This is a genomic window from Streptomyces longispororuber (genome assembly GCF_024448165.1).
Lineage (GTDB): Bacteria > Actinomycetota > Actinomycetes > Streptomycetales > Streptomycetaceae > Streptomyces > Streptomyces longispororuber_A.
Map to the genome: position 1 here is coordinate 19468 of NZ_JAMOLN010000061.1, position 25958 is coordinate 45425.

Sequence of the window (25958 nt, forward strand, 5' to 3'; positions counted from 1 at the left end):
ACCGGTCCGGCCCTGGCGCGGCGGGGGATGATGTCGCGCCGGGTCGGTGCCGGTCCCGGCCGGAACCGGGAGGTCGGGGGGACTTACGTCGTGGCGGGCGGCCCGAAGGACGCGTCCAGGGTGACGTGGCCGGGGTGCGACGGCAGTTCGGTCAGGTCGTGGCGGAAGTCGTGGGAGCCGTCGTCGCCGGTGCGGACCGTGTCGAAGCCGAGCGAGGGGTACAGGTCGCGGACCTTGCCGTTCTTGGCGGTGGGCCGGTACGAGGCGACGACGGCCGGCGCGCCGGTGTCCCGGGCGTGCGCCAGCAGGGCGGTCAGGGCGGCCTGTTCGATGCCGCGGGCGAAGACCCGGCAGCTGAGCAGGACGTTGTCGATGCGCAGGGCGTCGGCATCGCGCTCGGCGAACACCGCGCCGACGAGACCGTTGTCGCCGAAGCGGTCCTGGGCCCGGATGGCGAGGACCAGCCGGCCCGGTGCGGCGATCCTGGCTCGCACGTCGTCCGTGCCGAGCCGCCGCGTGGTGAGGTTGAACTGGTTGGTACGCAGGGTGATCTGGGAGATCCGGGGCACGTCGGCCTCCGTGGCCGGGGCGACGGTGACGCGCACGTCCAGGGCCTGGAGGTACTCCTCCATGGAGGCGGCGCCGTCCAGGAGTTCCAGACGGCCGGCGTCGGCCCGGTACTGGCCGGCCCGGCCACGGTCGGCCTCGGTCAGCTCGCGCACGTCGAACCAGCCGTCGGCGAGCAGTCGGTCGATGTGCAGGGCCGGTTCCTCGTCGAGTCGGACCACTGCGACGTCCGGAAGGGACGAGGCGACCAGACCGCACTCGAAGGGCGAGTCGTCCACGAACACGAAGCTGTCCGTGCCGAGGTTGAGCCGGGCGGCCATCTCCCGCAGATTGCCGTCCTTGGGCTGCCAGTTGGCAGTGATCCGGACGAAGTCGTCGGGGCGCAGCACCATGTCGGGATGGCCGGCCAGCACCTGCTCCACCGGTTCCTGGTCGTTCTTGCTGCACACGCCGAGCAGGACGCCCTGGGAGCCGAGCTGGCGCACGGTCTTCTGGAAGGCGCCGAAGGCCTCGCCCCGGTAGGTCCCGGAGACGGCGATACCGTCGGGGCCGTCGTCGCCGAGGATGCCGTCCCACAGGGTGTGGTCCAGGTCGACGACGAGGACCTTCTTGGTGCGGCCGCGCAGGGCCCGGGCCAGGTGTCCGATCTCGCGGGCGTACCGGCCGAGCAGTTCCGCGCCGAGGTGTTCCTTGGTGTAGACGGCGAGCCGGCTGTCGCGGACCGGCCCCGACTCGGCGATCAGCGGTTCGAGGTCGACCACGTGCACCCGCGGGTGGGCCAGCGCGATGCGCAGCAGTCCCGCGTTGAACTCCCGCCACAGCACGGAGAGTTCGGTGCGTGAGCGGTGGTCGACGAGCTGACGCAGCTGCCCGGTGAGCAGCGGCAGGGTATTGAGCACAAGGGTGCCGGAGCCGTCGCGGACGTAGCTCTCGGCGAGCCGCTGGAGCAGACCGAGCCGGGCGGTGACCGCCTCGGCCGCGTCCGACACCCGCCAGGGCTGCGGGAGCTCGTCGAAGACGGACTGGGCGTCGAGCAGCACGAGCGAGAGGTCGATGTCGTCGGCGTACAGGGGTCCCGCGGTGTCCTGGAGATCGCGCCGCCAGGAGTCGTGGTCGCCGATGGTGGGCCGCAACGGGATGCCGTGGCGGGCGAGTTCGGCGGTGAGCGGGCCGGTGAGCGCGTCCAGCGTGCCGTGCCCCGACACCGTGACGTGCAGCGGCCGGGCGTCGGGGTGCAGGGCGTGGATGCGGCCGGGGTCGACCCGGGCGAGGAGCCGGCCGGCCCTGGCCAGGTCGGCCGCGGCGGCGGGCCCCTGGGCGAGGACGGCCAGCAGGCCGCTCACGCCGGGGAACTCCTCCGCAAGGCGCCCCTCGGTGTGCAGGTCGCGGATGCGGTCCAGCGCCTCGGCCCGGTCGGCGGGAGCGGGCCTGGTCGTCACGGGTGCGCTCACGGACTCTTCCTCACTTCACTGCCTCGCTTGTCTGACGGCTGGGACTGCTCAGGCCGCGGCCACGCGCTGCTCGGCACGGCCCCCGCTCAGGTGGGACCAGGTGCGGCGGCGCAGCCGGGGGCCGGCCACCCGGTACAGCAGGCGGACGGGTGCGGGCAGCCGGCCCAGGAACTCGTCCCTGCGGTCGGTGCCGGCGGCCTCGCCGAGGGCGGCCAGCATGTACAGGCGGTGCGACTTGGGCACGGCGGCCCGGCCGCGCTCGCTGAGCCGCGCCCATTCCTGCACGGTGAACCGGTCGGGCACCAGCGGCAGGATGTGCCGCTCCTCGTCGCCGAGGTGCTCGTCCAGGGCGGGCAGCAGGGCCGCGCAGGCGTCCGCCACCGTGTCCCTCAGGCCGGCGTCGGCTCCGGTGCCCCAGTCGGGCAGGGCACGCTCCAGACGGCCGAGGGCGTCGGCGATCCGCTCGTGCTGCTCCTCCATGCGGGCCACCAGGCCCTTGTCGACGGCCGGGTCGGCGACCAGTCGCGGCCAGACCAGCTCGTCCTCGGCGAGGTGATGCTCCGTCAGCATCTGGTTGAGCGCGGCCAGATGGGCGGCGACGACGGCGCTGCGCGCGGTGTCACCGGGGGCGACGGCGCGGACCACCGCCACCGACGCCTCGTACTCCCGCCGGAAGAGGCGGTGCACGACCACCATCTCGCCGGTGTCCGGCACTTCCCGTCCGTTCCTGGCCGACATCCTTCTCACCCTGGCCTTCGTGATCGATGCGTTGCGGCCGGATCGTGTCCGGTCGGCCTTAAGCGGTTCTTGCGTCCACATTTTCGCTACGTACGTTTCGTTATTCAGAGTACGAGCACCTCGCGCAATTACGCAACGCGCGTTTCGGAATTGGCCGGATCGAGCGACCCGAGTCGCCCCGCCGAACCCGGCGACCGCCGTGCGCGCACGACCGCAAGCGGCGCTTTAGCCGGGCCCCGCAGGCTCCCGGTGACCATCACGTCCGTGGAGAGGCAGTGGCGATGACAGGGGCGGTGCAAGCACAGGTCTGTGTGGTGGGAGGGGGGCCCGCGGGGCTCACCCTCGCGCTGGAACTGGCGCGGAGGTCCGTGTCCGTCGTCGTCGTGGAGCAGAGCGCGCGCTTCGACCGGTCGTTCCGCGGCGAGTCCATCTCCCCCGACTCCGTCTGGCTCCTGGAACGGATGGGGGTCCTGCAGGGGTTGCGCGAGCAGACCCTCGAGACCCGCCGGATGGAGATCACCGACCAGGGCCGCACCGTGCTGCGCGCGGACTTCGCCGACTACGAACGGCCGTGCCCGTTCCCCATGGAGCTGCCGCAGCCGCCGCTGCTCGAGGCGCTGGCCGCCCAGGGCGCGCAGCTGCCCGGCTTCCGGCTGCTGCGCCGCACCACCGCCACCGCGCTGCTGCGCGACGGCTCGACGGTCACCGGGGTGCGCTGCAAGGGCACCGACGGCGAGTTCGAGATCTCGGCGGCGCTGACGGTGGCGGCGGACGGCCGGTTCAGCAAGGTCCGCGAGATGTCGGGCCTGCGGTACGAGAAGCAGCCCCTGGAGCGGGACTTCGTCTGGTTCAAGGTGCCCCGGCCCGACGTCTGGGACGGCCACACCTACCGCGTGCGCATCCGCGGCGCCCGGCACGGGCTGTTCATCCCCACGGTCCCCGACCTCGTACGGGTCGGCTTCAACATCCCCAAGGGCGGCCTGAAGGAGCTGCGCGCACAGGGCGTGGGCGCGCTGCACGCGCGGATGGACGAGCTCGCGCCGGAGATCTCCGCACAGGTACGGACGGCGGTCACCACGTGGTCGGACACGTCCATGCTGGACATCTTCACCACCGTGGTCCCCCGCTGGTCACGGCCGGGCCTGGTGCTCATCGGCGACGCCGCGCACACGCTGACGCCGGTGCTCGGCCAGGGCGTCAACCACGCCATCACGGACGCGGCGGTACTGGCCCGCATGGTGGCCCCGGCGCTGCGCGCCGAGGACCAGGCGGCCGCGCTGGGCCGGGCGACCCTCCGCTTCCAGGAGGAGCGCGAGGCACCGGTGGCCCGGGCCCGGGCCCTGCAGCTGCGCCAGGAACGGGCGTTCGCCCTGTCCGGCCCGCTGCCGGTGCTGCTGCGCCGGGCCGCGTACCGCCTGGTGAATGCGAGCGCCCCGCTCAAGCGGCGGATCCTCTCCGGCATCTACTACCCGCTCCAGGAGGCGGACCGGGTCCGCCCCTTCGACGTCGCACCGGTGCCGACGGCACCGGCCGGCGTCTGAACCGCCCCGCGCGCCCCGCCCACAGACCTCGACGAACGCGAAGGACAGGACTCCAGATGCCCCTCAGCCCCGAAGTGCCCGACTCCGCGGAGGCGGCCGGCCCCACCCCTCTCGCGTACCCCTTCGAGCAGCCGCCCGGGCTCGCCCAGTGCCCGATGTACGCGCACCTGCGCGAGGAGGACCCGGTCGCGCAGGTGCGGATGCCCAGCGGCGACCGGGCGTTCCTGCTCACCCGCTACGAGGACGTGCGCACCGCCCTGTCGGACCCCCGGTTCAGCCGGGCGGCCACGCTGGAGCCCGGGGCGCCCCGGCTCGCCGCGGCGCCGCAGAACTTCAAGAGCCTGCTCAACATGGACCCGCCGGAGCACACCCGGGTGCGCAAGCTGGTCTCCCGCGAGTTCACGGCCCGCCGGGTGGCCGCGCTGCGCCCCCGCATCCAGGAGCACACCGACGCCCTGCTGGACGCCATGGCAGAGCTGGAGCAGCCGGTCGACCTGGTGCCCGCGCTGGCCTTCCAGCTCCCGGTCACCGTCATCTGCGAGCTGCTCGGTGTGCCCTTCGAGGACCGCGACGACTTCGCGGCGTGGTCCCGGGTGTTCCTCGCCACCACCTCCGTGTCCAAGGAGGAGATGCTCGCCTCGCAGATCGCCCTGCGCACGTATCTGGCGGAGCTGGTGGCGGCCAAGCGCGAGAACCCCGGTGACGACCTGCTGTCCGCGCTGGTCTCGATCCACGACGAGGACGGCGACCGGCTGCAGGAGGAGGAGCTGATCTTCCTCGGCATCAGCCTGCTGGTGGCCGGCCACGAGACCACGGTCAACCAGATCGCCAACAGTGTGGTCGCGCTGCTCACCCACCCCGAGCAACTGGAGCGGCTGCGCAAGGATCCGGATCTGATCAACTCCGCGGTGGAGGAGCTGCTGCGACTCCACCCGCCGGGCAACGAGGCGCTGCTGCGGATCACCCTGGAGGATGTCGAGCTGGGCGACGTGACGATCCCCAAGGGCAGCGCCGTCCTGCCGAGTCTCAGTGCCGCCAACCGGGACGTCCGTCAGTACGAGAACCCCGACAGCATCGACTTCGACCGCCCGGCCAACCCGCACTTCGCCTTCAGCCACGGCACCCACTACTGCATCGGCTCGGGCCTGGCCCGCGCGGAGCTGCAGATCGCCATCGGCTCGCTGATCGAGCGCTTCCCGACCTTGCGCCTGGCCGTCGCGGAGGACGAACTGCGGCGCCCCGAGGGCATGCTGGTGCACGGCATCGCCTCCCTGCCGGTGACCTGGTAACCCGGCCGGGCGCGTGAACCGGGAGCCCGCGGCGGATGCCGTGGGCCCCGGTCCGCAGCGGTTCCCGGGGTCAGCGCGCGGCGAGCCGCTCGACCCGCTGCTTCAACGCGCTGTTCATCGCCCGGAACTGAGGCAAGGTGTCGTTCCTGAGGCTGTCGGCCACGAAGGGCACCGCGACGCCGGAGAACTTCTCGCTCTGCGTGAGGCGGACCGTGCCGCGTCCGGTGCGCTCGATGACGAAGCCGTGCTCGCCGTCGCCGATCCAGCCCGGCCCGACCTTGCCCAGCCAGCGCAGTTCACGGCCGGCGCTCACCTCGAGGACGGTCGGGGTGAACGTGCTGGTCTCGCCCTTCTGTTCCAGGCGGTTGCGCATCGTCGCGCCCGTCCGCAGGCCGTCGTCGGAGGTGACGACGGCCTCGGTGATGAAGGGGTTCCACTGCGGGTAGGCGTCGAGGTCGGTGAGCACCGCCCAGACCTGCTCGGGGGCGGCCTCGATCTCGATGGACGCGGTCAGCCGGACCGGATGGGTGTTGGTCCATACCGTGTAGCCCCCGAGCGCGGCCACGACTCCGGCCAGCACTAACAGGATTCGGCGGCGGCGCCGGTGCGGAGTGGCCCGCTGCGTGTCGTGCGGTCCGGAGGCGGCGGACGCGGCAGGTGCGGGGGCAGAGACGGAAGAGTCGGCGGACATGGTCAGGTCCTCTCTGGGTGGGGGGTGGTGGCGACCCCGGCCAGTACCTGGCCGACGAGCTCGTCGACGTAGTCGGCGCCGATCGGCGCCCCGGTGATCAGGAGCCGGTAGTAGAGGGCTCCGGCCAGCTGGTCGAAGAGCACTTCGGACGAGGCGCCGGGAGGCAGCGCGCCGCGTTCGCGGGCGTGGTCGAGCAGGCGGAGAGGCAGGGCGTTGCGCCGGGCGAACAGCCCGCGTACGGCGTCGCCCACGTCCGGGTGCCGGGCGGCGGCCGCCACCAGTTCGGCGACGACCCCGGCCGACCGGTCGGCCTCCCCCGCGGCGCCCCGGCCGACGCGGCGCATCCGGTCGAGGCCGGTCGCGACGGCCGTGAGGTAGACGGTCAGGTCACGCCGGATGTCACCGGTGTCGGCGACTTCCACCTCGTCCTGGATCCGGGCGACGAGCGCGACGAGCAGGTGGTCCTTGGTGGGCCATCTGCGGTAGAGCGTCGTCTTGGCCACGGTGGCACGGGCGGCCACCTCGTCGATGGCGAACTTGTCGTACCCCCGCTCGGTCAGCAGGTCCTGGGCGGCCCGCAGGATCCGTCCGTCGGCGTCCCCACTGCGGGGACGGCCTCTGCGCGCGGGGGTGGTCACGGGGCTGCTCCTCGCGGTCGGGGTTGCCGGGCATTTCGATACGGCCGTTTCGTCATTCAGAGTAGGCAGGGTCTCCTATTTACGCAACACGAGTAGCGTAAATGGCGTGTTCGGCACCCTCGCGTGCCCACGGCGCACGTCGGCCCGGGCCCGCAGAGAGTGCGGGACCCGGGCCGGCGGACAGGCGGGACCGGTCAGGTCACCCGCGCAGCGGGCTGCCGGTCGAGCGGCTCCGCCGGATGCTCACCCGGGACCGGGGCCATCGCGGCAGCGGGCTCCGTCTCCAGCCGGTCGAGCCCGAGGCGCGTGTGCAGGCGGCGCAGCGGGCCGGGGGCCCACCAGTTGGCGCCGCCGAGCAGCGCCATGAGGGAGGGCACCAGCAGGGCCCGGACCACCGTCGCATCGATCAGCACGGCGAACGCGGTGCCGAGCCCCAACTCCTGCACCAGCACCAGGCGGGACAGCGCGAGCGCGCCCAACGCCAGGCAGAACAGGGCAGCCGCCGAGGTGACCACGGGACCGGTGCGCGCCAGTCCCTCGGCCACCGCCGAGCGGTCGTCGAGACCGGCCTGCCTGGCCTCCTTGATCCGGCCGAGCAGGAAGACGTTGTAGTCGGTGGACAGCCCGAAGGCGAGCGCGAGGACGAGTACCGGGGAGGTCGCCTCGATGCCGTTCTGGGCGGCGAAGCCCAGGTTGCCGTGCTGGAACACCCAGACGAGGAAGCCGAGCGCGGCCCCCGTGGAGAGGATGTTCATCACCAGCGCCTTCAGCGGCAGCAGCACGGACCCGGTGAAGGCGAACAGCAGGAGCAGCGTGATCACGGCGAGGGTCCCCGCGGCGAGCGGTACGTGGGCGCCGATGCTGGCCTTCTGCGCGAGGAAGTCGGCGGTCGTCCCGGTGTGGCGCGCGAGGACCGGCGCGTCGAGGTCCTGCACCCGCTGTGCGGCGTCCTTGGCCTCGGTGCCGAGCGGGGCGCCGCCGAGCACCGCGTCGATCTGCCAGTGCCGGTCGTCCAGCCGGACCGGGTCGGCCACCGCCTCCACGCCTTCCACGGCCGCGACCTGGCGGGCGTAGGCCGTGATCCGGCCGTCCGCCGACGGGGTGTCGAGCACGATCTGCAACGGCGCGGCGGGCGGCTTGGAGAAGTCGCTCTCCAGCGCCCGCGACACGTGTCCGGCGCTGGTGGAGGCGGGCAGCATGGACGCGTCGGCGCCGGTGAACTTGAGGCCCGTCACCGGGGCGGCGACCAGCAGCAGGATGCCGGTCGCGCCGAGCGCGACCAGCACGGGCCGGCGCATCACCCCGTGAGCGATCCGGTGCCAGCGGAGGCCCGCCTGCGCCTGGGTCGCGTCGTTGCGCTGCCAGCGGCGCGGTGCCAGGGCGTTGACGCGCGTGCCGAGGACGGCGAGCAGCGCCGGCAGCCCGAGCAGCGCGAACAGGGCTGCCGCGATCACCGTGATCACACCGGCCAGACCCATCGACCGCAGGTAGGGCTGCGGGAACACGGTGATCGCGGCCAGCGCGGCAGCCACGGTCAGCGCGCTGAAGAAGACGGTACGGCCCGCGCTCGCCATCGTGCGGCGCACGGCTTCGACACCGGGCCCGTGCGCGGCGAGTTCCTCGCGGTAGCGGGAGACCATCAGCAGCCCGAAGTCGACGGCGAGGCCAAGGCCGAGGGCGAAGGCGAGGTTGAGCGAGCCCGACGACACGTCCATGAACAGGGTGGCGACGCGCAGCCCCGCGAACGTGATCAGCAGGGTGACCAGGGCGCCGGCCAGCGGCACGAGCGCCGCGACCACACCGCGGAAGACCAGGAACAGCAGGATCAGGATGAACGGCAGGGCGAAGGTCTCCGCCCTGGTGAGGTCCTTGGTGGACACCTCGTCGACCTGCACGTGGCCGGGGGTCGCGCCGCCGAGCCAGGCGTTGTCGCGCAGGACCGGATCGTCCTCGATCGCCTCCTGGAGCTCCTTCTCCGCGGCGACCGTCGCCTTCTCGGTCATGGGTCCCACGTTGCCGAGAACAACGGTGCTGCGGCCGTCGTCGGAGACGAGGGCGGGGTTCGACGCCGACGCGTAGTCGACGACGCTCTTGATCTCGGACCGGCCCTTGAGCAGGTCGACCGCGGCCGCGACGGACGCGGGCAGCGGGCCGTCGGGGTCGATCGGCGCGTCCGTGCGGACGAGGACGGCATAGCCCTGCTGGGCGTCGATGCCGGTGGCCTGCTGGATGATGCGACGTGCGGCGACGTTGGCGCCGCCGGGATCGTCGTAGTCGGACAGCCCGTTGGTGAGCTTGCTGTCCACCGTGCCGCCGAACAGGGCGGCCAGGACGGCGGCGAGCCCGGCCAGTAACAGGCCGACGCGCCGCCGTGCGTGCAGTGCGGAGCCCAGGGCAGAAAACATCGAAGGTCACCTTCCGTCGGTGACCGGAGTGTCCCGGCGGGCGCTTTAGTCTCGCTGAAGGCCGCGGCCGCACACTCCCGTCACGCCCTCGTCGACCGGCCGGGCCGGTCGCAACCGCCGCTACGGGAGATCCAGTTGATCGACAACATGTTCGTGATTGACGCCACCGTGCACCCGTACAACGTGGCGGACGACAACCTGCGCAAGGACGGGGAGTTCCCGAACCTGCACGCGTTCGCCCTGCGCGAGATGCTCTGGGGCATGCACGAGCGCTTCGCCACGAAGGGCTCCGCCATCCCCCGCGAGGCCTTCTGCACCGACTGGCCGCCGGAGCTGCTCGTACGGACGCTCTTCACCGAGTCCGACGTCGACATGGCGGTGAACCACCGGCTGCGCATCGACGCCGTGTTCGAGGACGGTCTGTGCAACGGCGAGAAGAACCGGGAGCTGGCCGAGAAGTGGCCGCACCGGATCGTGCCGTACGCCGGGATCAACCCCGCCGTCGGCATCGAGGAGTGTCTGCGCGATCTGCGCGAGCAGGTGGCTCAGGTACCGGGCACGATCGGCATCAAGATGTACCCCAACGCCGGTTCTCCCGACCTGAGTTGGCGGCTCGACGACCCGGAGTTCGAGCCGCTCTTCGAGCTCGCCAAGGAACTCGGCATCAAGATCATCGCGCTGCACAAGATCGTCCCGAACGGTCTGGTGCCGCTCGGCCCCTTCGGCATCGACGACCTGGAGACGGTCGCCATCCGCCACATCGACCTCTCCTTCGAGATCGTCCACGCCGGCCTCCCGCCGTTCGTGGAGGAGGTCGCCATGGCGCTGATGCGGCTGCCCAACGTCTACGCCAACCTGGAGATCACCTCCGCGATCCTGGCGCACGGCATGGGGTACGTGGAGGAGGCGCTGGCCCAGATGATCTCCCTCGGCGGCGCCGAGAAGATCATCTACGCCTCCGGGGCCCTGCACTTCCACCCGCAGCCCGTACTGGAGAAGATGGCGCGCCTGACGTTCTCCGACCGCACGCTGGAGCGCTACGGCCTGGAGCAGATCACCCACGACCAGCGGGCCGCGTTCCTGGCCGGCAACTACGCGCGCATCGCGGGGATCGACCTGCCGAAGGCGGCCGAGCAGATCAAGGACGACGAGTTCGCGAGGGCCCGCGCCGAGCACGGCGGGAACCGTTCCCTGTGGGCCAACTGGCGCGAGATGCGCCCCGAGCAGTGGGCGGCCGCCTCGTGACCGCGCCGACCGCACCCGCACCCGCTCCCGCTCCCGCCACGGCGACGACCGAGCAGGTCCACACCGCGCTCCAGGACGTCTACGACCCGTGCAGCCAGTCCTGGCAGCGCCCGATGAGCCTCGTCGATCTCGGCCTGATCCGTGCGGTGTCCCTCGCCCCTGACGGGCGCGCGACGGTGCGCATCAGTCTGACGGCACCGTTCTGCATGGCCGTGCCGACCATCATGCAGTCGATCGAGCAGAAGGTGGGCGCCGTCGACGGCGTCAGCGACGTCACGGTCGAGCTCGACGGCGGCACCCTGTGGCGCCCGGAGCTCATGACGGACAAGGGCCGCGAACTCCTCGCCGACGCCCGCGCCGACGACCGCCGGATGCTGCCGCTGACCCCGGTACCGGGCCCCGGCCCTTCCTGACCCCGCGCACCACGCCGGCCCCCTCGACCGCGCCGCCCGCCCCGGCGGCGCACCCGAGGGGGCCGCAGTGCTGCGTCCGCCCGTCAGTCATTCAGTCAGTCAGTCGTCCGCCAGGGCCGGAGCTTCTCGGGGTTCCGGACGGCCCAGATGTTCCTGATGCGGTCGTCGACCACCTCGAACGCGAACACCGTGACGAGGGAGCCGCCCTGGAACGCCACCAGACCGGGCAGGCCGTTGACCGTGCACTCCAGGAAGGTGGTGCGGTCGCCGGCCACCCGGGCGATCTCGGCGTAGGCGTGCGCGATCCGTTCGCCGCCCACGATCGGGTACGGGTGGGTGACGGCCAGTCCGCCGCCGTCGGCGGTCGCGGTGGCGTCGGGGTCGAGGAGGCCGATGAGGGCCTCGATGTCCTTGGCCTCCCACGCCGTCCTGAACTGCCGGACGATGCCTGCCTGTCCGGTGCCCGGGGCCACGGCCGGAGTGTGCGCGGTGCGGATGCGGCGGCGGGCGGAGGAGGCCAGCTGGCGGCAGGCCGCCGGGGTGCGGCCGACGATCGCCGCGACCTCGCCGAACGGGTACCGGAAGACGTCGTGCAGGACGAACGACACGCGTTCGGCCGGGGTCATCGCGTCGAGGACGACCAGGAAGGCCATCGTCACCGACTCGTCGAGGGTGACCCGGTCGGCCGGGTCCGCGCCGCCCGCAGGCGCGATGTCCCACTCCGTGGGTTCGGGCAGCGGTTCGGGGATCCAGTCGCCCACGTAGGTCTCCCGCCGGACCCGCGCCGAACCGAGCTGGTTCAGGCAGATGCGGCTGGCGACGGTGGTCAGCCAGGCACCGGGGGACTCGATGGCCCGCTGCTCCCGCGCGGACATGGCGTACCAGCGGGCGTACGTCTCCTGGACCACGTCCTCGGCGTCGGCGAGGGAGCCGAGGAGCCGGTAGCCGAGGTTGATCAGGTGGCGGCGCTCGCTCATGATCGCGCCGAGGCCGGGATCACCCAGCTCGGCGCCCCGCTCGGCGCCCCGCTCATCGCCCCGCTCGTCGCCGTGCCCGGTTCCTGCCCCGGCTCCGGCCCCAGTCCCGGTTCCGCTGGTCATGGTGTGCGCCTCTCTCGCTCGCTTCCGCTCCCTCACCGATACGACAGGACAGCGCGCCGGAATGTCAGGGCGCCGCGTCTCCTCACATTCCGGCGGGCTGGGTTGTCGTACCCCTCAGGACGACAGCAGCACGAAGAGGGAGAGTGTGATGAACGACTTCCAGGCCACCGCGGACCGCGTCGAGATCGAGGCGCTGCGCGGTGAGTTCAGCGACGCGGCGATGATGCGCGACCGGCCCCGCATGGCGTCGCTGTTCACCGAGGACGGTGCGCTGCGCATGCCCGACATCCCGGTGGAGCTGATCGGCCGCGAGGAGATCCGGGTGGGCGGCGAACGGCTGCAGAGCCAGTGGGACTTCTTCGTGCAGACCACGCATCCCGGCACGATCGTGCTCGACGGCGACACCGCGACCGGCCGCGCCCACATGCACGAGCTCGCGCGCACCCTCGACGGACGCGAGGGAATCAACTACGCGATCTACCACGACCGTTACCGGCGCACCGCGGAGGGCTGGAAGTTCGCCGAGCGGGTCTACGAGATCAGGTACCTCGACACGTCCCCGCTGGCGGGCTCCGCGCCCGCGTCGGGCCCGTCCTTCACCGAACCGGCGCCGGCCGAGCGGCTTGAGCGGGTGGCGGCCGCGCTGCGCGCCAACGGTTTCGCCGCCGAGATCCTCGACGACGCGGCGGCGGCACGGGCCCGCGTCAAGGACCTCGTCCCCGAGGGAGCCAGCGTGCTCACCGGGGCCAGCGAGACGCTCCGGCTGTCCGGCATCGACGACGACCTCAACGCCAGCGGCCGGTACGACGCCGTCCGGCCCCGGATCCTGGCCATCGACCGGGCCACGGGCGCCGACGAGATCCGGCGGCTGACCGCCTGCCCCGACCACGTGGTGAACAGCGTCGCCGCGGTCACCGAGACCGGCTCCCTCGTCCTCGCCTCGGGCAGCGGCAGCCAACTCCCCGCCAACGCGGGCGGCGCCGCGCACGCGGTGTGGGTCGTCGGCGCCCAGAAGGTGGTGTCCGACCTGAGCACGGCCCTGCGCCGCGTCGAGGAACACGCCCTCCCGCTGGAGACCGTCCGCAGCCAGGAGGTGTACGGCATGCCCAGCGCCGTCAACCGCCTCCTCGTCCTCAACGCGGACCCGCGCCCGGGCCGGGGCACGGTGCTGCTCCTGCGGGAGGCGATCGGCTACTGACACCGCCCGCCAACTCACCGGCCATGAAAGCCTGCTGACGACTGACCGCCCGACCGTTCGAGGAGCTGCCCGAGGTGCCGAACGACCTTGCCTGGATCGCCGACGCCTGGTCCGGCGCGAACAACCAGAACGCCTCGGACCTGTACGTCACGTGCGCCCGCGGCCTGAGCCCCCAGCAGCTCGCCGGGCGCATGGCGGACCACGCTCCCGTGGAGGTCGGCCCCGCCCTCACCGTCCAGGCGGCGTCCCGCATGGTCGACCTCACGCAGGTCTACTGCGTCGGCCGCCTCGGGGAGAGCGGCGACTGGTCGTACGTCGTGGAGTGCGGCGGCAGCGAGGGGTGGGCCCTGGACCCGGCCGTCTCGCACGGTGCCGAGGTGCTGATCCTCGACCCGCGACCGGACGACCCGCCCTCCTTCCTCAGCTACTTCACCGACGGCGAGGTGCAACTGCACCTGGAACTGAGCTCCGGTTACGACCCGGCGGGAGCCCGGCCGGACCTGCTGCGCCCGGCCCTGGAAGCGGCCGGGGTCGTCTCACCGGAGGGCAGCATGGACGACCTGCTGGGCCCGGACGAAGAGGTCCCGCTCCTCGAACAGCGGCGCCGTCTCCTGACGGTCGCCGGTGAACACTTCGGCCTGTCCCTGCCCCGGCAGACGATCGAGCACGGCCGCCTCCCCGCCACCGTCACCCGCACCAGGCCGCCGGCCTCCTGGTGACCACAGACGCCCGGGCGGAGGCCAGCCGGACGGAGCTCAGGCGGGCAACGTGAAGAGCACCTCGCCCACCTCCTCCCCCCGGCCGTGCGCGAAGTCGCGTTCGGTGCCGGTGGGGCGGAAGCCGCACTTCGTCAGGACCCGGACGGACGCGGCGTTGTCGGCGGCCGCCCGGGCGTGGAGCGGGCGTTCGGGGGCGAGGGCGAGCAGGGCGCGCAGCGCGGCGGTGGCGGCGCCCCGGCCCCAGTGCCGGCGGTCGATCCAGTACGTGACCTCGCGTTCGCCGGGCGGGCCGTACACGGACGCGTGGCCGATGACCTCGCCGTCGTCGGCGACGACCGTGCGCACGAGGCACGTCGGGTCCTCAAGGATCCTGGTCCAGTGGGCCTGGAAGTGGGCGAGGTCCGAGGGGTCCTTGGCGGTGAACGCCGCCATCCGGATCCCCTCGGGGTCGTTCGTCTGGGCGAAGAACGCGGGGAGATCGGCATCCCTGACGTCGCGCAGCGTGATCTCCATGGGCGGGCCTCCGGACAGCTGGTCGTGGTGAGCGTCGGCGCCCCGGTGTCCGTGGGGCGCCTCGCCGATCATTGCACCGGTCCTCTCAACTCACGCTGTCCTGGGCCGGGTTGGCGGGCTTGGTGTGCAGGACCTCGCGGGCCTGTTCCGCCGCGCGCAGGGTGCTCTCGGAGATGAAGTCGACGAAGCGGGCGATGTTCTCCAGGCGGGTGGCGGCGGGGGTGCCGGGGCCGAGGACCGTCACGCCCTGGCGGGCGACGTCGGCGACGCGGGCCGTGGCGCGGGCGCTGGCGATCGTGGACTGGTACATGACCTCGTCGTCCACGCAGTAGCGCTCGCGGCGGCGTTCGTCGCGCTCGCGGCGTACGAGTCCCTGGCTCTCCAGGAAGGCGATGGCCTTGGAGACGGTGGCGGGGCTGATCTCGAGGCGCTCGACGAGTTCGGCCGCGGTGACGCTGCCGCTGTCGGTGGTGTAGAGGCAGACCATGACCCTGGCCGTCATCCGCGGCAGGCCCGAGGCCATGAAGACGGTCGTGAACTCCTCCTCGTAGTCCTGTACGGCTTCGAGGTCGCGGCCGTGGGGCAGCGCGGCGGTACCGGCGTCGCGCGGTGCGGCCTTCTTGCGGCGGCGGGCGCGGTGTTCGGTGGAGCGGTGGGCGATCTCGGCGCGGTAGGCGGTGGGGCCGCCGTTGCGCATGACCTCGCGGGTGATGGTCGAGGTGGGGCGTTCCAGGCGCCTGGCGATCTCCGCGTAGGCGAGGCCGTCGGCCAGCCCCACGGCGATCTGCTGGCGTTCGGACTGGCTGAGCCTGCCTCCCGGCATCACGGTCTCCTTCGTGGTGCGTCTGCACGGTGCGTATGGGTGCGTGTGCGTGCGTGGTGGCGCCAGCATAGCGTTCACTTTCATTTCATTGCTACGGCCTTGACGGAGCACTGTTGCGTTAGCTTCTAAGTCGTTGCAACGAAATCTCTCATCTGACCTGTGGATACTGCATTTTTACGCAACAAGCATGTTGCCAGAACCATGAACGCAACGTAGCGTTTACGACATCAGAAACCACGGGCCGCAAGGGTCCACGGCATACGGATGAAGGAACTCGCCATGCAGAAGTTCGACACCGCCGCCCCGATCTCCACCGTCCTGAACGTTCCCGCCGCCCGCGTCAGGTTCATCGCCGCCGACCGCGCCGACACCACGGTCGAGGTCCGGCCCGCCGATGCCGCCAAGTCTCGCGACGCCAAGGCCGCCGAGCTGGTCGAGGTCGCCTTCGCCGACGGTGTCCTGCGGATCGAGACCCCGGAGGCGCAGCACAAGGCGCTGGGCAACTCCGGTTCCGTCGAGATCACGGTCGAGCTGCCCGCCGGCTCCGGCGTGGACGCCAAGCTGGCCGCCGGTGAGCTGCGGGGCGTCGGCCGCCTCGGCGACGTCACCGTGGATGCCGCCCAGGGCCCCGTCGCGCTCGACGAGGCCGCCGGCGCCCACCTCACCCTCCAGGACGGCGACATCACCGTGGGCCGCCTGACCGGTTCCGCCGAACTCCGCACCCAGCGGGGCGACTTGACGGTGTCCGAGGCCGCGCACGGCACGCTCACCCTGCACACCGAGAAGGGTGACATCACGGTCGGCGCCGCCCACGGCACCTCCGCCACGCTTGACGCCCGCACCGGATACGGCCGGGTCCAGAACGCCCTCAAGAACGCCGACGGCGCCGACGCCGGCCTGAACATCAAGGCCACCACCGCCTACGGCGACATCGCCGCCCGCAGCCTCTGACCCAGGGCGGACCGTCGGCCCCACACAGCAGAAGGCACCCACTCGATCACATCGATCGAGGCGGGTGCCTTCTGCTGTTCGCCGACTGCTGTTCGCCGACTGCCGTTCGCCGACTGCCGTTTGCCGGAGACGGCGCGCGACACGGAAGGGAAAGTGCGAGTCGACTCGATATTGACAGTCACCTCTCATTTGGGAGTACTCTTTCAATTATCGGCCACGTCCTGCACATGCGGCCGGTCCTCGCGCTCCCCCTTCCCCGTGTCCGCGCACTCCTCCGGAGGCCCGTCATGCAAGGCACCGCGAACCGCTCCCCCCGACGCTGGCTCACCCTCGCCGCGCTCACCCTCAGCGTCCTGATCGTCGGACTCGACGGCACCGTGATCAACGTCGCGCTGCCCACCATCTCCACCCAACTCCACGCCACCAGCGCGCAGTTGCAGTGGATCGGCGGCGGCTACCTGCTCGCTCTCTCGGTCGCGATGCTGCCGGTCGGCAAACTCGGCGACCGGTTCGGGCACAAGAAGATCCTGCTCGGCGGCATCGCCCTGTTCGGCCTCGCGTCCCTCGCCGGAGCCGCCGCCGGAACGCCCGCCGCGGTGATCGCCGCACGAGCCGTCCTCGGTGTCGGCGCCGCCGTGATCATGCCGCTGTCCATGGCGATCCTGCCGCGCGTCTTCGACAAGGAAGAGCTGCCCCGGGCCGTCGCCGTCTGGACCGCGGCGACCGCCCTCGGCATGCCCGTCGGGCCGCTGGTCGGCGGCTGGCTCCTGGACCACTTCTGGTGGGGATCGGTCTTCCTCTTCAACGTCCCCGTCGTCGTGCTCGCCCTCCTCGCCGGCCTGTGGCTGCTGCCCTCGGACGCGAGCCGTACCCAACTCCCTTACAGCAAGGGCTCGTTCGACCTGGCGGGCAGCGCGCTCGGCGCGGGCGGCATCATCGCGCTCGTCTACGGCACCATCCTCATCCCGACCGACGGCTGGACGTCCCCGTCCGTCCTGGTCTCCCTCGTCCTGGCGGCCGGCCTGCTGACCGCGTTCGTGCGGCACGAGCGGCGCACCGTGCACCCGATCATCGACCTGGCCCTCTTCGCCGACCGGCGGTTCCGCTGGGGCACGCTGATCGCCGTCTTCGTCAATTTCGCCGTCATGGGCATCCTGTTCGTCACCCCCCAGTACCTGGAGGCCGTCCTCGGCAACGACTCGTTCGGTACCGGCCTGCGCGTCCTGCCTCTCATCGGCGGGCTGATGGCCGCCGCGACCCTGAGCGAGGCCCTCGTGCCGCGTCTCGGCGCCCGCACCGTCGTCCCGGCCGGGCTCGCCCTGCTCGCGGCCGGCACCTTCCTCGGCGCGACCACCGCACCCGGCGACGGCTACGGCTTCACCGCCCTGTGGCTCGGCCTGACCGGCCTCGGCTTCGGACTCGCCGTCGTCCCCGCCACCAGCCTCGTCATGGGCGTCCTGCCCGAGACGGGCACCGGCTCGGGCACAAGCCTCCTGGAGACCGTGCAGCAGCTCGGCGGCACCCTCGGCGTCGCCGGCCTCGGCAGCCTCCTCGGCTACGGGTACCTGCAGCGCCTCACCACGGACGATCTGGCCGGACTGCCCGCGCCCGCCGCCGACGCCGCCCGCGACTCGGTCAGCGGCGCCGACGCGGTCGCCGGGCAGCTCCACCTGCCGGGCCTCGCCGACTCCGCGCACGCCGCGTTCGTCCACGGCATGGACCTGGTGCTGGCCGGCTGCGGCGCCCTGGCCCTGCTCGCGGCGGTCGCGGCCGCCCTGTTCCTGCCCCGGGGCATGGCCACCGGAACCGAGGAGGGAACCACGGCGGGATCCACGGAGGTGGCCCGAACCCTGCCCGAGCCCGCAGAATCGCTGACATGACGACGCGTACGACACCGACCAAACCGCCGGGCCTGCGGGAACGCAAGAAGCAGCAGACCCGGCAGCGCATCCGCGAAGAGGCCTACCGCCTCTTCGCGGAACGCGGCTACGAGGCCACCACCGTCGACGAGATCGCGGCCGCCGCCGACATCTCCCCCTCCACCTTCTTCCGGTACTTCCCGTCGAAGGAGGACGTCGTCACGCAGGACGAGTACGACCCCGCGCTCGCCGAGGCGCTGCGCGCCCGCCCGGCCGGCGAGCCCACCGTGGACGCCATCCGCGCCGCCCTCGTCGGCCCGCTCGGCGAACTCCTCGACGGCGACCGCGAGCAGCTCCTGCTCCGTACCCGGATCACCTTCACCGACCCGGAGATCAGGGCCCGCTCGGTCGCCGAGCAGGAGCGCAGCGAGGCCGTGCTGGCCGAGGTCATCGCCGAGCGCAGCGGGCGCGACGCGCGCGACCTGGAGGTCAAGTGCGCGGCCGCCGCGATCATCGCGGTGTTCACGACGCTGATGCGGCACTGGGTCGAGGGGGACGGCAAGGAGGATCTGCTCGCGCTCTACGACCGCCATCTCCAGCTGCTCAGCCGGGGGTTCGACTTCTGACCCGGCGGTCGCCGGGAGAGGTCTCAGAGCCGGGACGACCTGATCTCCTTCAGGTGAGCGATCAGGTCGTCGACCGCTCCGAGGCCCTGCGACCCGTCGGTGACGACGGTGCGGCCGTCGAACTGGAGGCGGTACTCGAACAGGTCCCTGGACCGGTCGTCGACCGCGCGGGAGGGCGGGTCGACGGCGTCCACGGTGTCGAGGAGGCCGTCCAGCTTCTCCTTCTCCGTCCGCGTCAGGTCGTCCGCCTGCGAGCGGTCGCCCGCGCGGTCGACGAGGAAGACGTCGCCGCCGGACGTGACCTCGACACCGTGCCGGACCCCGGCGTAGCCGCCGCTCACGGAGAGGCTCACCGCGTCGTGCCCCGAGCCGGTGAGACCGCAGCCGCCGAGGAGAAGCACCCCGGACACGGCGCCCAGCGCCAGGTTCACCGCTCTCGTCGTCCTCGCGCCTTTCCTGGACCGGAAGTCGGACGCGATCCGGGCGCGGGTGAAGTCCATGAGCCGATGGTGCCAGGAGTCGTCGCGGAACGGGCCCCTTCAGGAGCAAGACCGGTGAGGAGCACGGCCGTTCATCAGGCGCTGCGTCAGCCGGTTCGCAGGGTGCGGTCCAGCAGGGCCAGCAGTCGGTCCCAGTGACGCTGTGAACCGGCCGGGCTGAAGGCGTCCGTGTCGGACATCGTGAAGCCGTGGACGGTGTCGGGGTAGGTCTCGGTGGTGTGGACGACGCCCGCGGCGTCCAGTGCGCGCGTGAGCTCGGAGAGCGCCTCGGGCGACATGTCGTTCCCGGAGAGGCCGAGGTGGACCTCCGCGGTGAGTGCCGGGATGCCGTGGTGCGGGCTGTCGGGCTCGTCGGTGACCAGGAAGCCGGGGTGGAACCCGGCGACGGCGGCGACCTCGCCGGGGTGGGCCGTCGCGGCGCGCAGGGCCAGGGCGCCACCGATGCAGTAGCCCAGGGTGGCGACCGGACCGGCGGCGACCTCGGGCTGCGCGGTGAGGAAACCGAGGTAGGCGTCGGCGTCGCGGAGGATGCGCTCGGTGGGGAGCGCCGCCTCCAGGTAGGGCATCAGGCCCTCGATGACCGCGGGCCGGATGTCCGCGCCGATGTGGGCGGGGAGATCGGCGACCGGGGCCGTGCCGTGCCGGTAGTAGAGGTTCGGGACGAGCACGTAGTAGCCGTGTGCGGCCAACTGGCGGGCCCGTTCCCTCAGTTCGGGGCGGACGCCGAACGCGTCCGGATACAGCAGCACCCCCGGGTGGCGGCCGCCGTCGCCGGGAAGAGCGGCGAAGGCGTCGGACTGACCGTCGGGGGTGGGTATCCGCAGGGCCTTGGTGTGGGTGTCGCGGTTGACAGGGGCGTCGGTGGGAATGGCGGGTGGTCCTTCCTGGTCGCCCGTTCGCCGTTAGTGCCACTAACGGTGTCGGGGCGACCGAACGTATAGCGTTAGTCTCACTAACGCAAGGGACCGGAAGGTCGTCACAGGACCCGGGACGTGGGACACGGGACACGGGACACGGGACATCGGGATGGGCGCCATGAGCAGAGCCGAGGCCACGCACGGGGTGCCCGACCGGCTGCGGGGGCGGGCGAGTCGGCTGTTGTCGCAGCTGACGACCCGGTCGGACCGGCTGATCAACGACGGACTCGCCCGGGCAGACGCCCGCAAGTGGCACTACGCGGTGCTCGCGTCGCTGCAGGACCACGGGCCGGGCAGCCAGGCGGCGCTGAGCCGGCGCACCGGCATCTACCGCAGCGACATGGTCGGCGTGATCGACGAACTGACCGAGCGTCAACTCGTCGAGCGGGCACCGGACCCGGCCGACCGGCGCCGCAACCTCATCACGATCTCCGCCCGCGGCCGCCGCCGGCTGCGCCGGCTCGACGACGTCCTGGACGAGCTGCACGACGAGCTGCTCGCGCCGCTGGACCAGGCCGAGCGCGACCAGTTCGTCACGCTGCTCACGCGCCTGCTTGACCACCACTCGGACGCGCCTGACCGGGCAGACGGTGGCTCATGAACGGGCGGGACATGAGGAACTCCCGGAATCTCAGGGCGGCTTCGGAGAGGTGGGCGTCGCGGCGCCGGACGAGCGTGAGCACGCGCTGACAGGCGGGGGCGTCCACCCGGACCCAGGCCACCGGGACCTGTGAACCGGTACCGAGTTCCCGGGAGATCGCCGGGATCAGGCCGATGCCGAGCCCCGCGCTGATCAGCACCTGGCTCGCGCCCGGCTCGTCGCCCTCGCACGACAGCACGGGGGTGAGCCCCTCGGCCGCGAAGAGCCGGTCCAGGAGGGCCCGCTGCCAGTGGCCCCTGCGGGTGGTCACGAAGGGCTCGTCGGCGATCTCGCGGATCGTCACGCTCTCCCGCCCGTCGAGCCGGTGCCCGCGCGGGACGGCGAGCAGCACCTCTTCCCGTACGAGCTCCTCCGTCTGCAGCCGGGAGCCGGACAGCGGCTGCGACGCGACGCAGAAGTCGACCTCGCCGACGCGTAGTTGGCGCTCCATCTCCTCCGCGTTCGACTGGTAGAGCCGTACGTCGGCGTGCGGCTGGACGGCGCGGAAGCTGCCGAGGACCGTGGTGATGGTCAACAGGGTCTCGCTCGCGATGCTGACCCGGCCGAGCCCCAGTTCGCCCGCCTCGCGCACGGCCCGTACGCCGTCGTCGAGTTCGCTCAGCGTGCGGTCGACGTGGCGTAGGAACATCGCCCCGTACGCGTTGAGCCGGATCCCGCGGCCCTGCCGGTCGAACAGCGGGGCCCCCAGCTCGCCCTCCAGGCGGGCGATGGTGCGGCTGAGCGAGGGCTGAGCGATGCCCAGTTCGTCGGCGGCGCGGCTGATGTGCTCGTAGCGGGCGACGAGCTGGAAGTAGCGCAACTGCAGCAGGTCCACGATTCCCGCCCCTCCCCCGGCCCGGCCGACTCGGCCCGCCTTCATTCATGCCTGCCGAGGCATCGTCCCATGGCAAAACTGGTCTTGGAAATACATGAGTGCTTGTCCCTACGGTCGTCACCGGGGCAACCGCCCCGCCCCTTCACCCTTCCGATTCCGATCTCCCGCCCCTCGACCAAGGACGGTGCACCATGAGCGCTGCGGAGCTGGCCCGGCTCCAGTTCGCGGCCACCACCGGCATCCACTGGCTGTTCGTGATCCTCACCATGGGACTCGTCCCGCTCGTGGCGGTCCTGCACACCCGGGCCGCGTACACCCGCGACCCCGCGACGAGGGCCGTGCGCGAGCGCGGCACCCGCTTCTGGGGCCAGCTGTACGTCATCAACTACGCGGTCGGCATCGTCACCGGACTGGTCATGGAGTTCCAGTTCGGGCTCAGCTGGAGCGGGTTGAGCAGGTTCGCGGGCAATGTCTTCGGCGCCCCGCTCGCCCTGGAGACCCTGATCGCCTTCTTCGCCGAGTCCACCTTCCTCGGCATGTGGATCTTCGGCTGGGGGCGGCTGCGCCGGGGCGTGCACGTCACGCTCATCTGGCTGGTCGCCCTGACGGCGTACGCCTCCGGGTACTGGATCCTCGTCGCCAACGGCTTCATGCAGCACCCCGTGGGCTTCGAAGTCCGCGACGGGGCTGCCTACTTGACCGACTTCGGGGCGCTGCTCACCAACTCCGCCTCCCTGACCGCCCTCGGTCACATCACGCTCGCCGCACTCACCACCGGCGGCCTGTTCCTGGCCGGTGTCAGCGCCTGGCACCTGGTCCGCGACACCGAGGAGCAGGAGCTGTTCCGCGCTTCGCTGCGGCTCGGCACCTGGGTCGCCATGGTGGCCTCGTTCTTCGTGGTCGTCGTCGGCGAGATGCAGCGGCCGATCATCGAACGGACCCAGCCCATGAAGCACGCCGTGCTGGAGAACGCCGGTGTCGCCGACGTGCGGCGACGACTCGTCGAGCAGTACGGGCCCGGCTCCTACGTGCCGCCCGAGGGGTGGGTCCGGCTGTCGATGGACACGATGACGATCATCGGCAACACCCTCTCCACCCTCACCTTCGTCGCAGTGTTCCTGCTGTGGAAGGACCGCCTCGTGCGGTGGCGTCCGGCCGCCCATCTGATGACCGCGCTCGTCCCGTTCGCCTTCATCGCCTCCGTCGGCGGCTGGGTGGTGCGTGAAGTGGGACGCCAACCCTGGCTGATCTACGGCCAGTTGACGGTCGACGACGCCCTCTCCCACGTCAGCAGGGGCTCGCTGCTCGCGTCCTGCGTCGTGTTCGTCACGGTCTTCGTCGCCCTCGCGGTGACCGACTGGACCCTGATCACCCGCTTCGCGCTGCGCGGCCCCGCCGCCACCCAGCTCGGCGCCACCGAGCCGCTCCCGGACGAACCCACGGGAGACACCGCCGGCGACCGGCCGGTCCCGGCCCTCTGAGGAGTTGAACGCACGACATGAGTCTGGAGACCGCCTGGCTGGCCCTGCTCGGCCTGCTGCTCGCCGGGTACTTCGTCCTCGGCGGATACGACTACGGCGTACAGATGCTGCGTCCCCTGCTCCGGGACGGCGCCCGGGACGAGACGCAGAACGCGCACAACGCACACAACGCACAGGACGCACACGGCACGCACGACGCGCTCGACGCCATCGCCCCCTTCTTCCTCGGCAACGAAGTCTGGCTGGTCGCCTTCGCGGGCGTCCTGTTCGGCGCCTTCCCGCACCTGGAGGGCAGCCTGTTGCCCGGCCTGCACCCGCTGGTCGTCGCGATCCTGGCCGGTCTGGTCCTCGGCAACGCGGCCGTCCAGCTGCGCCGCCGGGCCTGCGGCGCTCGTGGCCGCCGGGCCTGGGACGCACTGATCGTGGCCGGGGGCGCGGTGCCCGCCGCGTGCTGGGGGCTCGTCGTCGGCCTGCTGCTGCACGGGGTGCCGCGCCGGGCGGACGGCAGTTTCCGGGTCGGCGCGGCCGAGGTGTTCACCCCGTTCGTCCTGGCCTGCGGCGCCACCACGCTGCTGCTGTTCGCGGCGCACGGCGCGGCCTTCGCCGCACTGCGCGCCCCCGCCCGCCAACTCGCCGCCCGTGCACACCAGTTGGGCGTGCGACTGATCGGCGCAAGCGGCGCGGCGGCCACGCTCGCGCTGCTGCTGACCGTCTTCGGCTCGGGCGCCGACCTGACCAACCGCACGGCCCCGGCGGTCGTCGCCGTGGTGCTCGCCGGGGCGTTCGGTGCCGCCTGGTGGTCCTTCGCCGCCGGGCACCCGGTCAGGGCGTTCGTGTCCACCTGCCTGGCGACGGCGCTGCCCGTGCTGCTCGTGGGGGCGGGGCACTACCCGTACCTGCTGATCAGCTCGGCGGGCCGCGGCCTGGACGTCGGTCACGCCGTCACGGACGACGCCACGCTGACGATCCTCAGCGCCTTCGGGATCTTCGTCGTCCCGACGGTCCTCGCCTACCAGGCATGGAGCTGGTGGGCCTTCCGGGGACGGGCAGGCCACCGCCACCCCCGCTACTTCTGATCGCGTGCCCGCCCGGCCCGGAGAGGGACCACCCATGAAACCGGTCGAACGCCGCCTGATGCGCGAACTACCCGTACTACGAAGCCACGTGAGGCGATGCGCGGTCCTGGCGCTGCTCGGCGCGGGGCTCGTCGTCGGTCAGGCGACCCTGCTGGCGACGGTGCTCGCGGACGGGTTCGCCGGGCGCCCGGTGACCGTCGCCGCGGCCGCCGCGCTCGGCGCCGTGGTGGCGGGGCGGGCGGTGCTCGCGTGGGCGCGCGGCGTCCTCACGCACCGCGCCGCGGCCGACGCCAAGCACGCGCTGCGCACCCGGATCGCCGACCGGCTCAGCGGCGCGGCGGCGCTGCGCCCGTCGGCCCGCGGCCACGGCGGGACGGCCACCCTGCTGGTACGCGGCCTCGACGCGCTCGACCCGTACGTCGTCGGCCACCTGCCCACCACGACGGCCGCCGCCGTGGTGCCCGTCGCGGTCGTCGCATGGCTGTTCGTGACGGACTGGTCGTCCGCGCTCGTCGTGGTCGTGACGCTGCCGCTGATCCCGGTGTTCGGGGCGCTGGTCGGCAGGCACACGGCCCGGCGCACGGCCCGCCAGTGGCAGCTGCTCGCCCGGCTCGGCGGTCATTTCCTGGATGTGGTGGCCGGGCTGCCGACGCTGCGCGCGTTCGGCCGGGAGGGGCATCAGGTACGGCGGGTCGGCGAGATGGCGCGGGCCCACCGGCGCGCCACGATGCGCACGCTGCGGGTGGCGTTCCTGTCCTCGCTGGTCCTGGAGACCGTCGCCACGCTGTCCGTCGCGCTCGTCGCCGTACCGGTCGGGCTGCGCCTGCTGCAGGGCACGGTCGATCTGCGGACGGCCCTGATCGTGCTGTTCCTCGCCCCCGAGGCGTATCTGCCGCTGCGGGCGCTGGGCTCGGCGTTCCACGACAGCGCCGAGGGCCTCACGGTGGCCGGGCAGGTCTTCGCGCTGCTCGACGAGCAGGAACCGCCCACGGGCACGACGAGCCCGGCGCCGGATCCGGCACCCGCCGCCTCCGCCCCCGCCCTGCGCCTCGACGACGTCACCGTCCACCACACCGGCCGCCTCACCCCCGCCCTCGACCGCGTCTCGCTGGACGTCGCACCCGGCGAACACGTCGCCCTGGTCGGCCCCAGCGGTGCGGGCAAGTCGACGCTGCTGGCCCTGCTCATCGGGTTCGTGCGGCCCACGGCGGGCCGCGTCACCGTCAGCGGCACCGATCTGGCGTGCCTCGATCCGGACGACTGGCGGACCCGGATCGCGTGGGTGCCGCAACGGCCCCATCTGTTCGCCGCGTCCGTCGCCGAGAACATCCGGCTCGGGCGGCCCGACGCGAGCGACGCCGAGGTACGGGAGGCGGCATGCAGCGCGTACGCCGACGGCTTCGTCGAGGCGCTGCCGCTCGGCTACGACACCCCGCTCGGCGAGCACGGCGCAGGCCTGTCCGCCGGTCAGCGCCAACGCATCGCGCTCGCCCGCGCGTTCCTCAAGGACGCTCCCGTGCTGCTGCTCGACGAGCCGACCGCACACCTCGACCCCGCCGCGGAGGCCGCCGTCACCCGCGCCACGGCCCGGCTGATGCGGGGCCGCACCGCGATCGTGGTGGCCCACCGCACCAGCCTGCTGCCGTACGCCGACCGCGTCGTGACGCTCCGGTCAGGCCGGGCGGCAAGCCCCCGACCGGCCGTCGTGGAGCGGACGCCGACCCCATGACGACCCGCCGCGC

Annotated in this window: 24 protein-coding genes; 13 read left to right on the top strand and 11 right to left on the bottom strand. The window is 72.3% G+C overall.

The window, feature by feature from the left end; genetic code table 11:
• Positions 1 to 83: 83 nt before the first annotated feature.
• Together M4J07_RS18740 and M4J07_RS18745 are read right to left on the bottom strand one after the other, a co-directional pair.
• Complete coding sequence (locus M4J07_RS18740; RefSeq protein ID WP_255973346.1) at positions 84 to 2018, bottom strand: HAD-IIIC family phosphatase; 1935 nt, start codon at positions 2016 to 2018, stop codon at positions 84 to 86.
• A 48-nt stretch (positions 2019 to 2066) separates the two neighbouring features.
• Positions 2067 to 2756, bottom strand: a complete 690-nt coding sequence (locus M4J07_RS18745; RefSeq protein WP_255973347.1) for a hemerythrin domain-containing protein — start codon at positions 2754 to 2756, stop codon at positions 2067 to 2069.
• Positions 2757 to 3037: 281 nt separating this feature from the next.
• Here M4J07_RS18745 and M4J07_RS18750 point away from each other — a divergent pair, with 281 nt between their 5' ends.
• Together M4J07_RS18750 and M4J07_RS18755 are read left to right on the top strand one after the other, a co-directional pair.
• Positions 3038 to 4297: an FAD-dependent oxidoreductase gene (locus tag M4J07_RS18750; RefSeq protein ID WP_255973349.1), complete on the top strand. Its 1260-nt coding sequence runs from the start codon at positions 3038 to 3040 to the stop codon at positions 4295 to 4297.
• 56 nt (positions 4298 to 4353) lie between these two features.
• Positions 4354 to 5586 (top strand): cytochrome P450, encoded by a 1233-nt coding sequence (locus M4J07_RS18755; RefSeq protein ID WP_255973351.1) that lies wholly within the window; start codon positions 4354 to 4356, stop codon positions 5584 to 5586.
• A gap of 70 nt (positions 5587 to 5656) precedes the next feature.
• Here M4J07_RS18755 and M4J07_RS18760 read toward each other — a convergent pair whose 3' ends face one another.
• The 3 genes from M4J07_RS18760 to M4J07_RS18770 form a co-directional block, all read right to left on the bottom strand.
• On the bottom strand, positions 5657 to 6151 hold the full coding sequence (locus M4J07_RS18760; RefSeq protein WP_255973352.1) for an SRPBCC family protein: 495 nt from the start codon (positions 6149 to 6151) through the stop codon (positions 5657 to 5659).
• Between the two features lie 128 nt (positions 6152 to 6279).
• Complete coding sequence (locus M4J07_RS18765; protein ID WP_255973354.1) at positions 6280 to 6915, bottom strand: TetR/AcrR family transcriptional regulator; 636 nt, start codon at positions 6913 to 6915, stop codon at positions 6280 to 6282.
• A gap of 194 nt (positions 6916 to 7109) precedes the next feature.
• Positions 7110 to 9320, bottom strand: a complete 2211-nt coding sequence (locus M4J07_RS18770) for an MMPL family transporter (RefSeq protein ID WP_255973356.1) — start codon at positions 9318 to 9320, stop codon at positions 7110 to 7112.
• Between the two features lie 147 nt (positions 9321 to 9467).
• On the opposite strand from M4J07_RS18770, the gene M4J07_RS18775 reads away from it, so the two are divergent.
• Both M4J07_RS18775 and M4J07_RS18780 read left to right on the top strand, forming a co-directional pair.
• On the top strand, positions 9468 to 10565 hold the full coding sequence (locus M4J07_RS18775) for an amidohydrolase family protein (protein ID WP_255973358.1): 1098 nt from the start codon (positions 9468 to 9470) through the stop codon (positions 10563 to 10565).
• A complete protein-coding gene (locus M4J07_RS18780) occupies positions 10562 to 10978 on the top strand; it encodes a metal-sulfur cluster assembly factor (RefSeq protein ID WP_255973360.1) in 417 nt (138 codons plus the stop codon). The genes M4J07_RS18775 and M4J07_RS18780 overlap by 4 nt, the downstream gene beginning before the upstream one ends.
• 95 nt (positions 10979 to 11073) lie before the next feature.
• Here M4J07_RS18780 and sigJ read toward each other — a convergent pair whose 3' ends face one another.
• On the bottom strand, positions 11074 to 11955 hold the full coding sequence (gene sigJ / locus M4J07_RS18785) for an RNA polymerase sigma factor SigJ (RefSeq protein ID WP_255973386.1): 882 nt from the start codon (positions 11953 to 11955) through the stop codon (positions 11074 to 11076).
• Positions 11956 to 12226: 271 nt separating this feature from the next.
• On the opposite strand from sigJ, the gene M4J07_RS18790 reads away from it, so the two are divergent.
• Together M4J07_RS18790 and M4J07_RS18795 are read left to right on the top strand one after the other, a co-directional pair.
• On the top strand, positions 12227 to 13276 hold the full coding sequence (locus M4J07_RS18790) for an LUD domain-containing protein (protein WP_255973362.1): 1050 nt from the start codon (positions 12227 to 12229) through the stop codon (positions 13274 to 13276).
• Between the two features lie 74 nt (positions 13277 to 13350).
• Positions 13351 to 13995, top strand: coding sequence for a DUF6461 domain-containing protein (locus M4J07_RS18795; RefSeq protein ID WP_255973364.1), 645 nt, complete (start codon positions 13351 to 13353; stop codon positions 13993 to 13995).
• Positions 13996 to 14031: 36 nt separating this feature from the next.
• Here the strand turns inward: M4J07_RS18795 and M4J07_RS18800 are convergent, their stop codons facing one another.
• Both M4J07_RS18800 and M4J07_RS18805 read right to left on the bottom strand, forming a co-directional pair.
• Entirely contained in the window at positions 14032 to 14508 is a 477-nt protein-coding gene (locus tag M4J07_RS18800) for a GNAT family N-acetyltransferase (protein WP_255973388.1), read from the bottom strand.
• A gap of 85 nt (positions 14509 to 14593) precedes the next feature.
• Positions 14594 to 15331 carry a helix-turn-helix domain-containing protein gene (locus tag M4J07_RS18805; RefSeq protein ID WP_255973366.1) on the bottom strand — a complete coding sequence of 246 codons (738 nt, stop codon included), beginning with the start codon at positions 15329 to 15331 and terminating at the stop codon, positions 14594 to 14596.
• A gap of 279 nt (positions 15332 to 15610) precedes the next feature.
• Here M4J07_RS18805 and M4J07_RS18810 point away from each other — a divergent pair, with 279 nt between their 5' ends.
• From M4J07_RS18810 to M4J07_RS18820, 3 genes are all read left to right on the top strand, one after another.
• Positions 15611 to 16282: a DUF4097 family beta strand repeat-containing protein gene (locus M4J07_RS18810; protein ID WP_255973368.1), complete on the top strand. Its 672-nt coding sequence runs from the start codon at positions 15611 to 15613 to the stop codon at positions 16280 to 16282.
• Positions 16283 to 16569: 287 nt separating this feature from the next.
• On the top strand, positions 16570 to 18162 hold the full coding sequence (locus tag M4J07_RS18815) for an MFS transporter (protein WP_255973370.1): 1593 nt from the start codon (positions 16570 to 16572) through the stop codon (positions 18160 to 18162).
• Positions 18159 to 18767 (top strand): acyl-CoA-like ligand-binding transcription factor, encoded by a 609-nt coding sequence (locus M4J07_RS18820; protein WP_255973372.1) that lies wholly within the window; start codon positions 18159 to 18161, stop codon positions 18765 to 18767. Before M4J07_RS18815 ends, M4J07_RS18820 begins: the two co-directional genes overlap by 4 nt.
• Before the next feature lie 23 nt (positions 18768 to 18790).
• Here the strand turns inward: M4J07_RS18820 and M4J07_RS18825 are convergent, their stop codons facing one another.
• Entirely contained in the window at positions 18791 to 19267 is a 477-nt protein-coding gene (locus tag M4J07_RS18825; RefSeq protein WP_255973373.1) for a hypothetical protein, read from the bottom strand.
• Between the two features lie 86 nt (positions 19268 to 19353).
• Positions 19354 to 20091, bottom strand: coding sequence for a dienelactone hydrolase family protein (locus M4J07_RS18830; protein ID WP_255973389.1), 738 nt, complete (start codon positions 20089 to 20091; stop codon positions 19354 to 19356).
• Between the two features lie 202 nt (positions 20092 to 20293).
• Here M4J07_RS18830 and M4J07_RS18835 point away from each other — a divergent pair, with 202 nt between their 5' ends.
• The gene (locus tag M4J07_RS18835; protein WP_374215057.1) at positions 20294 to 20785 is read left to right on the top strand and encodes a MarR family winged helix-turn-helix transcriptional regulator; all 492 of its coding nucleotides are present in this window, start codon (positions 20294 to 20296) and stop codon (positions 20783 to 20785) included.
• Here M4J07_RS18835 and M4J07_RS18840 read toward each other — a convergent pair.
• On the bottom strand, positions 20727 to 21659 hold the full coding sequence (locus tag M4J07_RS18840; RefSeq protein ID WP_255973376.1) for a LysR family transcriptional regulator: 933 nt from the start codon (positions 21657 to 21659) through the stop codon (positions 20727 to 20729). The genes M4J07_RS18835 and M4J07_RS18840 overlap by 59 nt on opposite strands.
• Positions 21660 to 21850: 191 nt before the next feature.
• Here M4J07_RS18840 and M4J07_RS18845 point away from each other — a divergent pair, with 191 nt between their 5' ends.
• From M4J07_RS18845 to cydD, 3 genes are all read left to right on the top strand, one after another.
• Entirely contained in the window at positions 21851 to 23140 is a 1290-nt protein-coding gene (locus tag M4J07_RS18845; RefSeq protein WP_255973378.1) for a cytochrome ubiquinol oxidase subunit I, read from the top strand.
• Positions 23141 to 23157: 17 nt separating this feature from the next.
• Positions 23158 to 24216, top strand: coding sequence for a cytochrome d ubiquinol oxidase subunit II (locus M4J07_RS18850; RefSeq protein ID WP_255973380.1), 1059 nt, complete (start codon positions 23158 to 23160; stop codon positions 24214 to 24216).
• An 88-nt stretch (positions 24217 to 24304) separates the two neighbouring features.
• Entirely contained in the window at positions 24305 to 25945 is a 1641-nt protein-coding gene (gene cydD / locus M4J07_RS18855) for a thiol reductant ABC exporter subunit CydD (RefSeq protein WP_255973382.1), read from the top strand.
• Positions 25946 to 25958: the final 13 nt, after the last annotated feature.

Bases quoted from the DNA above. Each gene is read 5' to 3' on its own strand.
- M4J07_RS18770 (WP_255973356.1), bottom strand. From the start codon at position 9,320: ATGTTTTCTGCCCTGGGCTCCGCACTGCACGCACGGCGGCGCGTCGGC.
- M4J07_RS18755 (WP_255973351.1), top strand. From the start codon at position 4,354: ATGCCCCTCAGCCCCGAAGTGCCCGACTCCGCGGAGGCGGCCGGCCCC.
- sigJ (WP_255973386.1), bottom strand. From the start codon at position 11,955: ATGAGCGAGCGCCGCCACCTGATCAACCTCGGCTACCGGCTCCTCGGC.
- M4J07_RS18815 (WP_255973370.1), top strand. From the start codon at position 16,570: ATGCAAGGCACCGCGAACCGCTCCCCCCGACGCTGGCTCACCCTCGCC.
- M4J07_RS18810 (WP_255973368.1), top strand. From the start codon at position 15,611: ATGCAGAAGTTCGACACCGCCGCCCCGATCTCCACCGTCCTGAACGTT.
- M4J07_RS18835 (WP_374215057.1), top strand. From the start codon at position 20,294: ATGGGCGCCATGAGCAGAGCCGAGGCCACGCACGGGGTGCCCGACCGG.
- M4J07_RS18820 (WP_255973372.1), top strand. From the start codon at position 18,159: ATGACGACGCGTACGACACCGACCAAACCGCCGGGCCTGCGGGAACGC.
- M4J07_RS18845 (WP_255973378.1), top strand. From the start codon at position 21,851: ATGAGCGCTGCGGAGCTGGCCCGGCTCCAGTTCGCGGCCACCACCGGC.
- M4J07_RS18825 (WP_255973373.1), bottom strand. From the start codon at position 19,267: ATGGACTTCACCCGCGCCCGGATCGCGTCCGACTTCCGGTCCAGGAAA.
- M4J07_RS18775 (WP_255973358.1), top strand. From the start codon at position 9,468: ATGTTCGTGATTGACGCCACCGTGCACCCGTACAACGTGGCGGACGAC.
- M4J07_RS18850 (WP_255973380.1), top strand. From the start codon at position 23,158: ATGAGTCTGGAGACCGCCTGGCTGGCCCTGCTCGGCCTGCTGCTCGCC.
- M4J07_RS18790 (WP_255973362.1), top strand. From the start codon at position 12,227: ATGAACGACTTCCAGGCCACCGCGGACCGCGTCGAGATCGAGGCGCTG.
- M4J07_RS18805 (WP_255973366.1), bottom strand. From the start codon at position 15,331: ATGCCGGGAGGCAGGCTCAGCCAGTCCGAACGCCAGCAGATCGCCGTG.
- M4J07_RS18800 (WP_255973388.1), bottom strand. From the start codon at position 14,508: ATGGAGATCACGCTGCGCGACGTCAGGGATGCCGATCTCCCCGCGTTC.
- M4J07_RS18745 (WP_255973347.1), bottom strand. From the start codon at position 2,756: ATGTCGGCCAGGAACGGACGGGAAGTGCCGGACACCGGCGAGATGGTG.
- M4J07_RS18750 (WP_255973349.1), top strand. From the start codon at position 3,038: ATGACAGGGGCGGTGCAAGCACAGGTCTGTGTGGTGGGAGGGGGGCCC.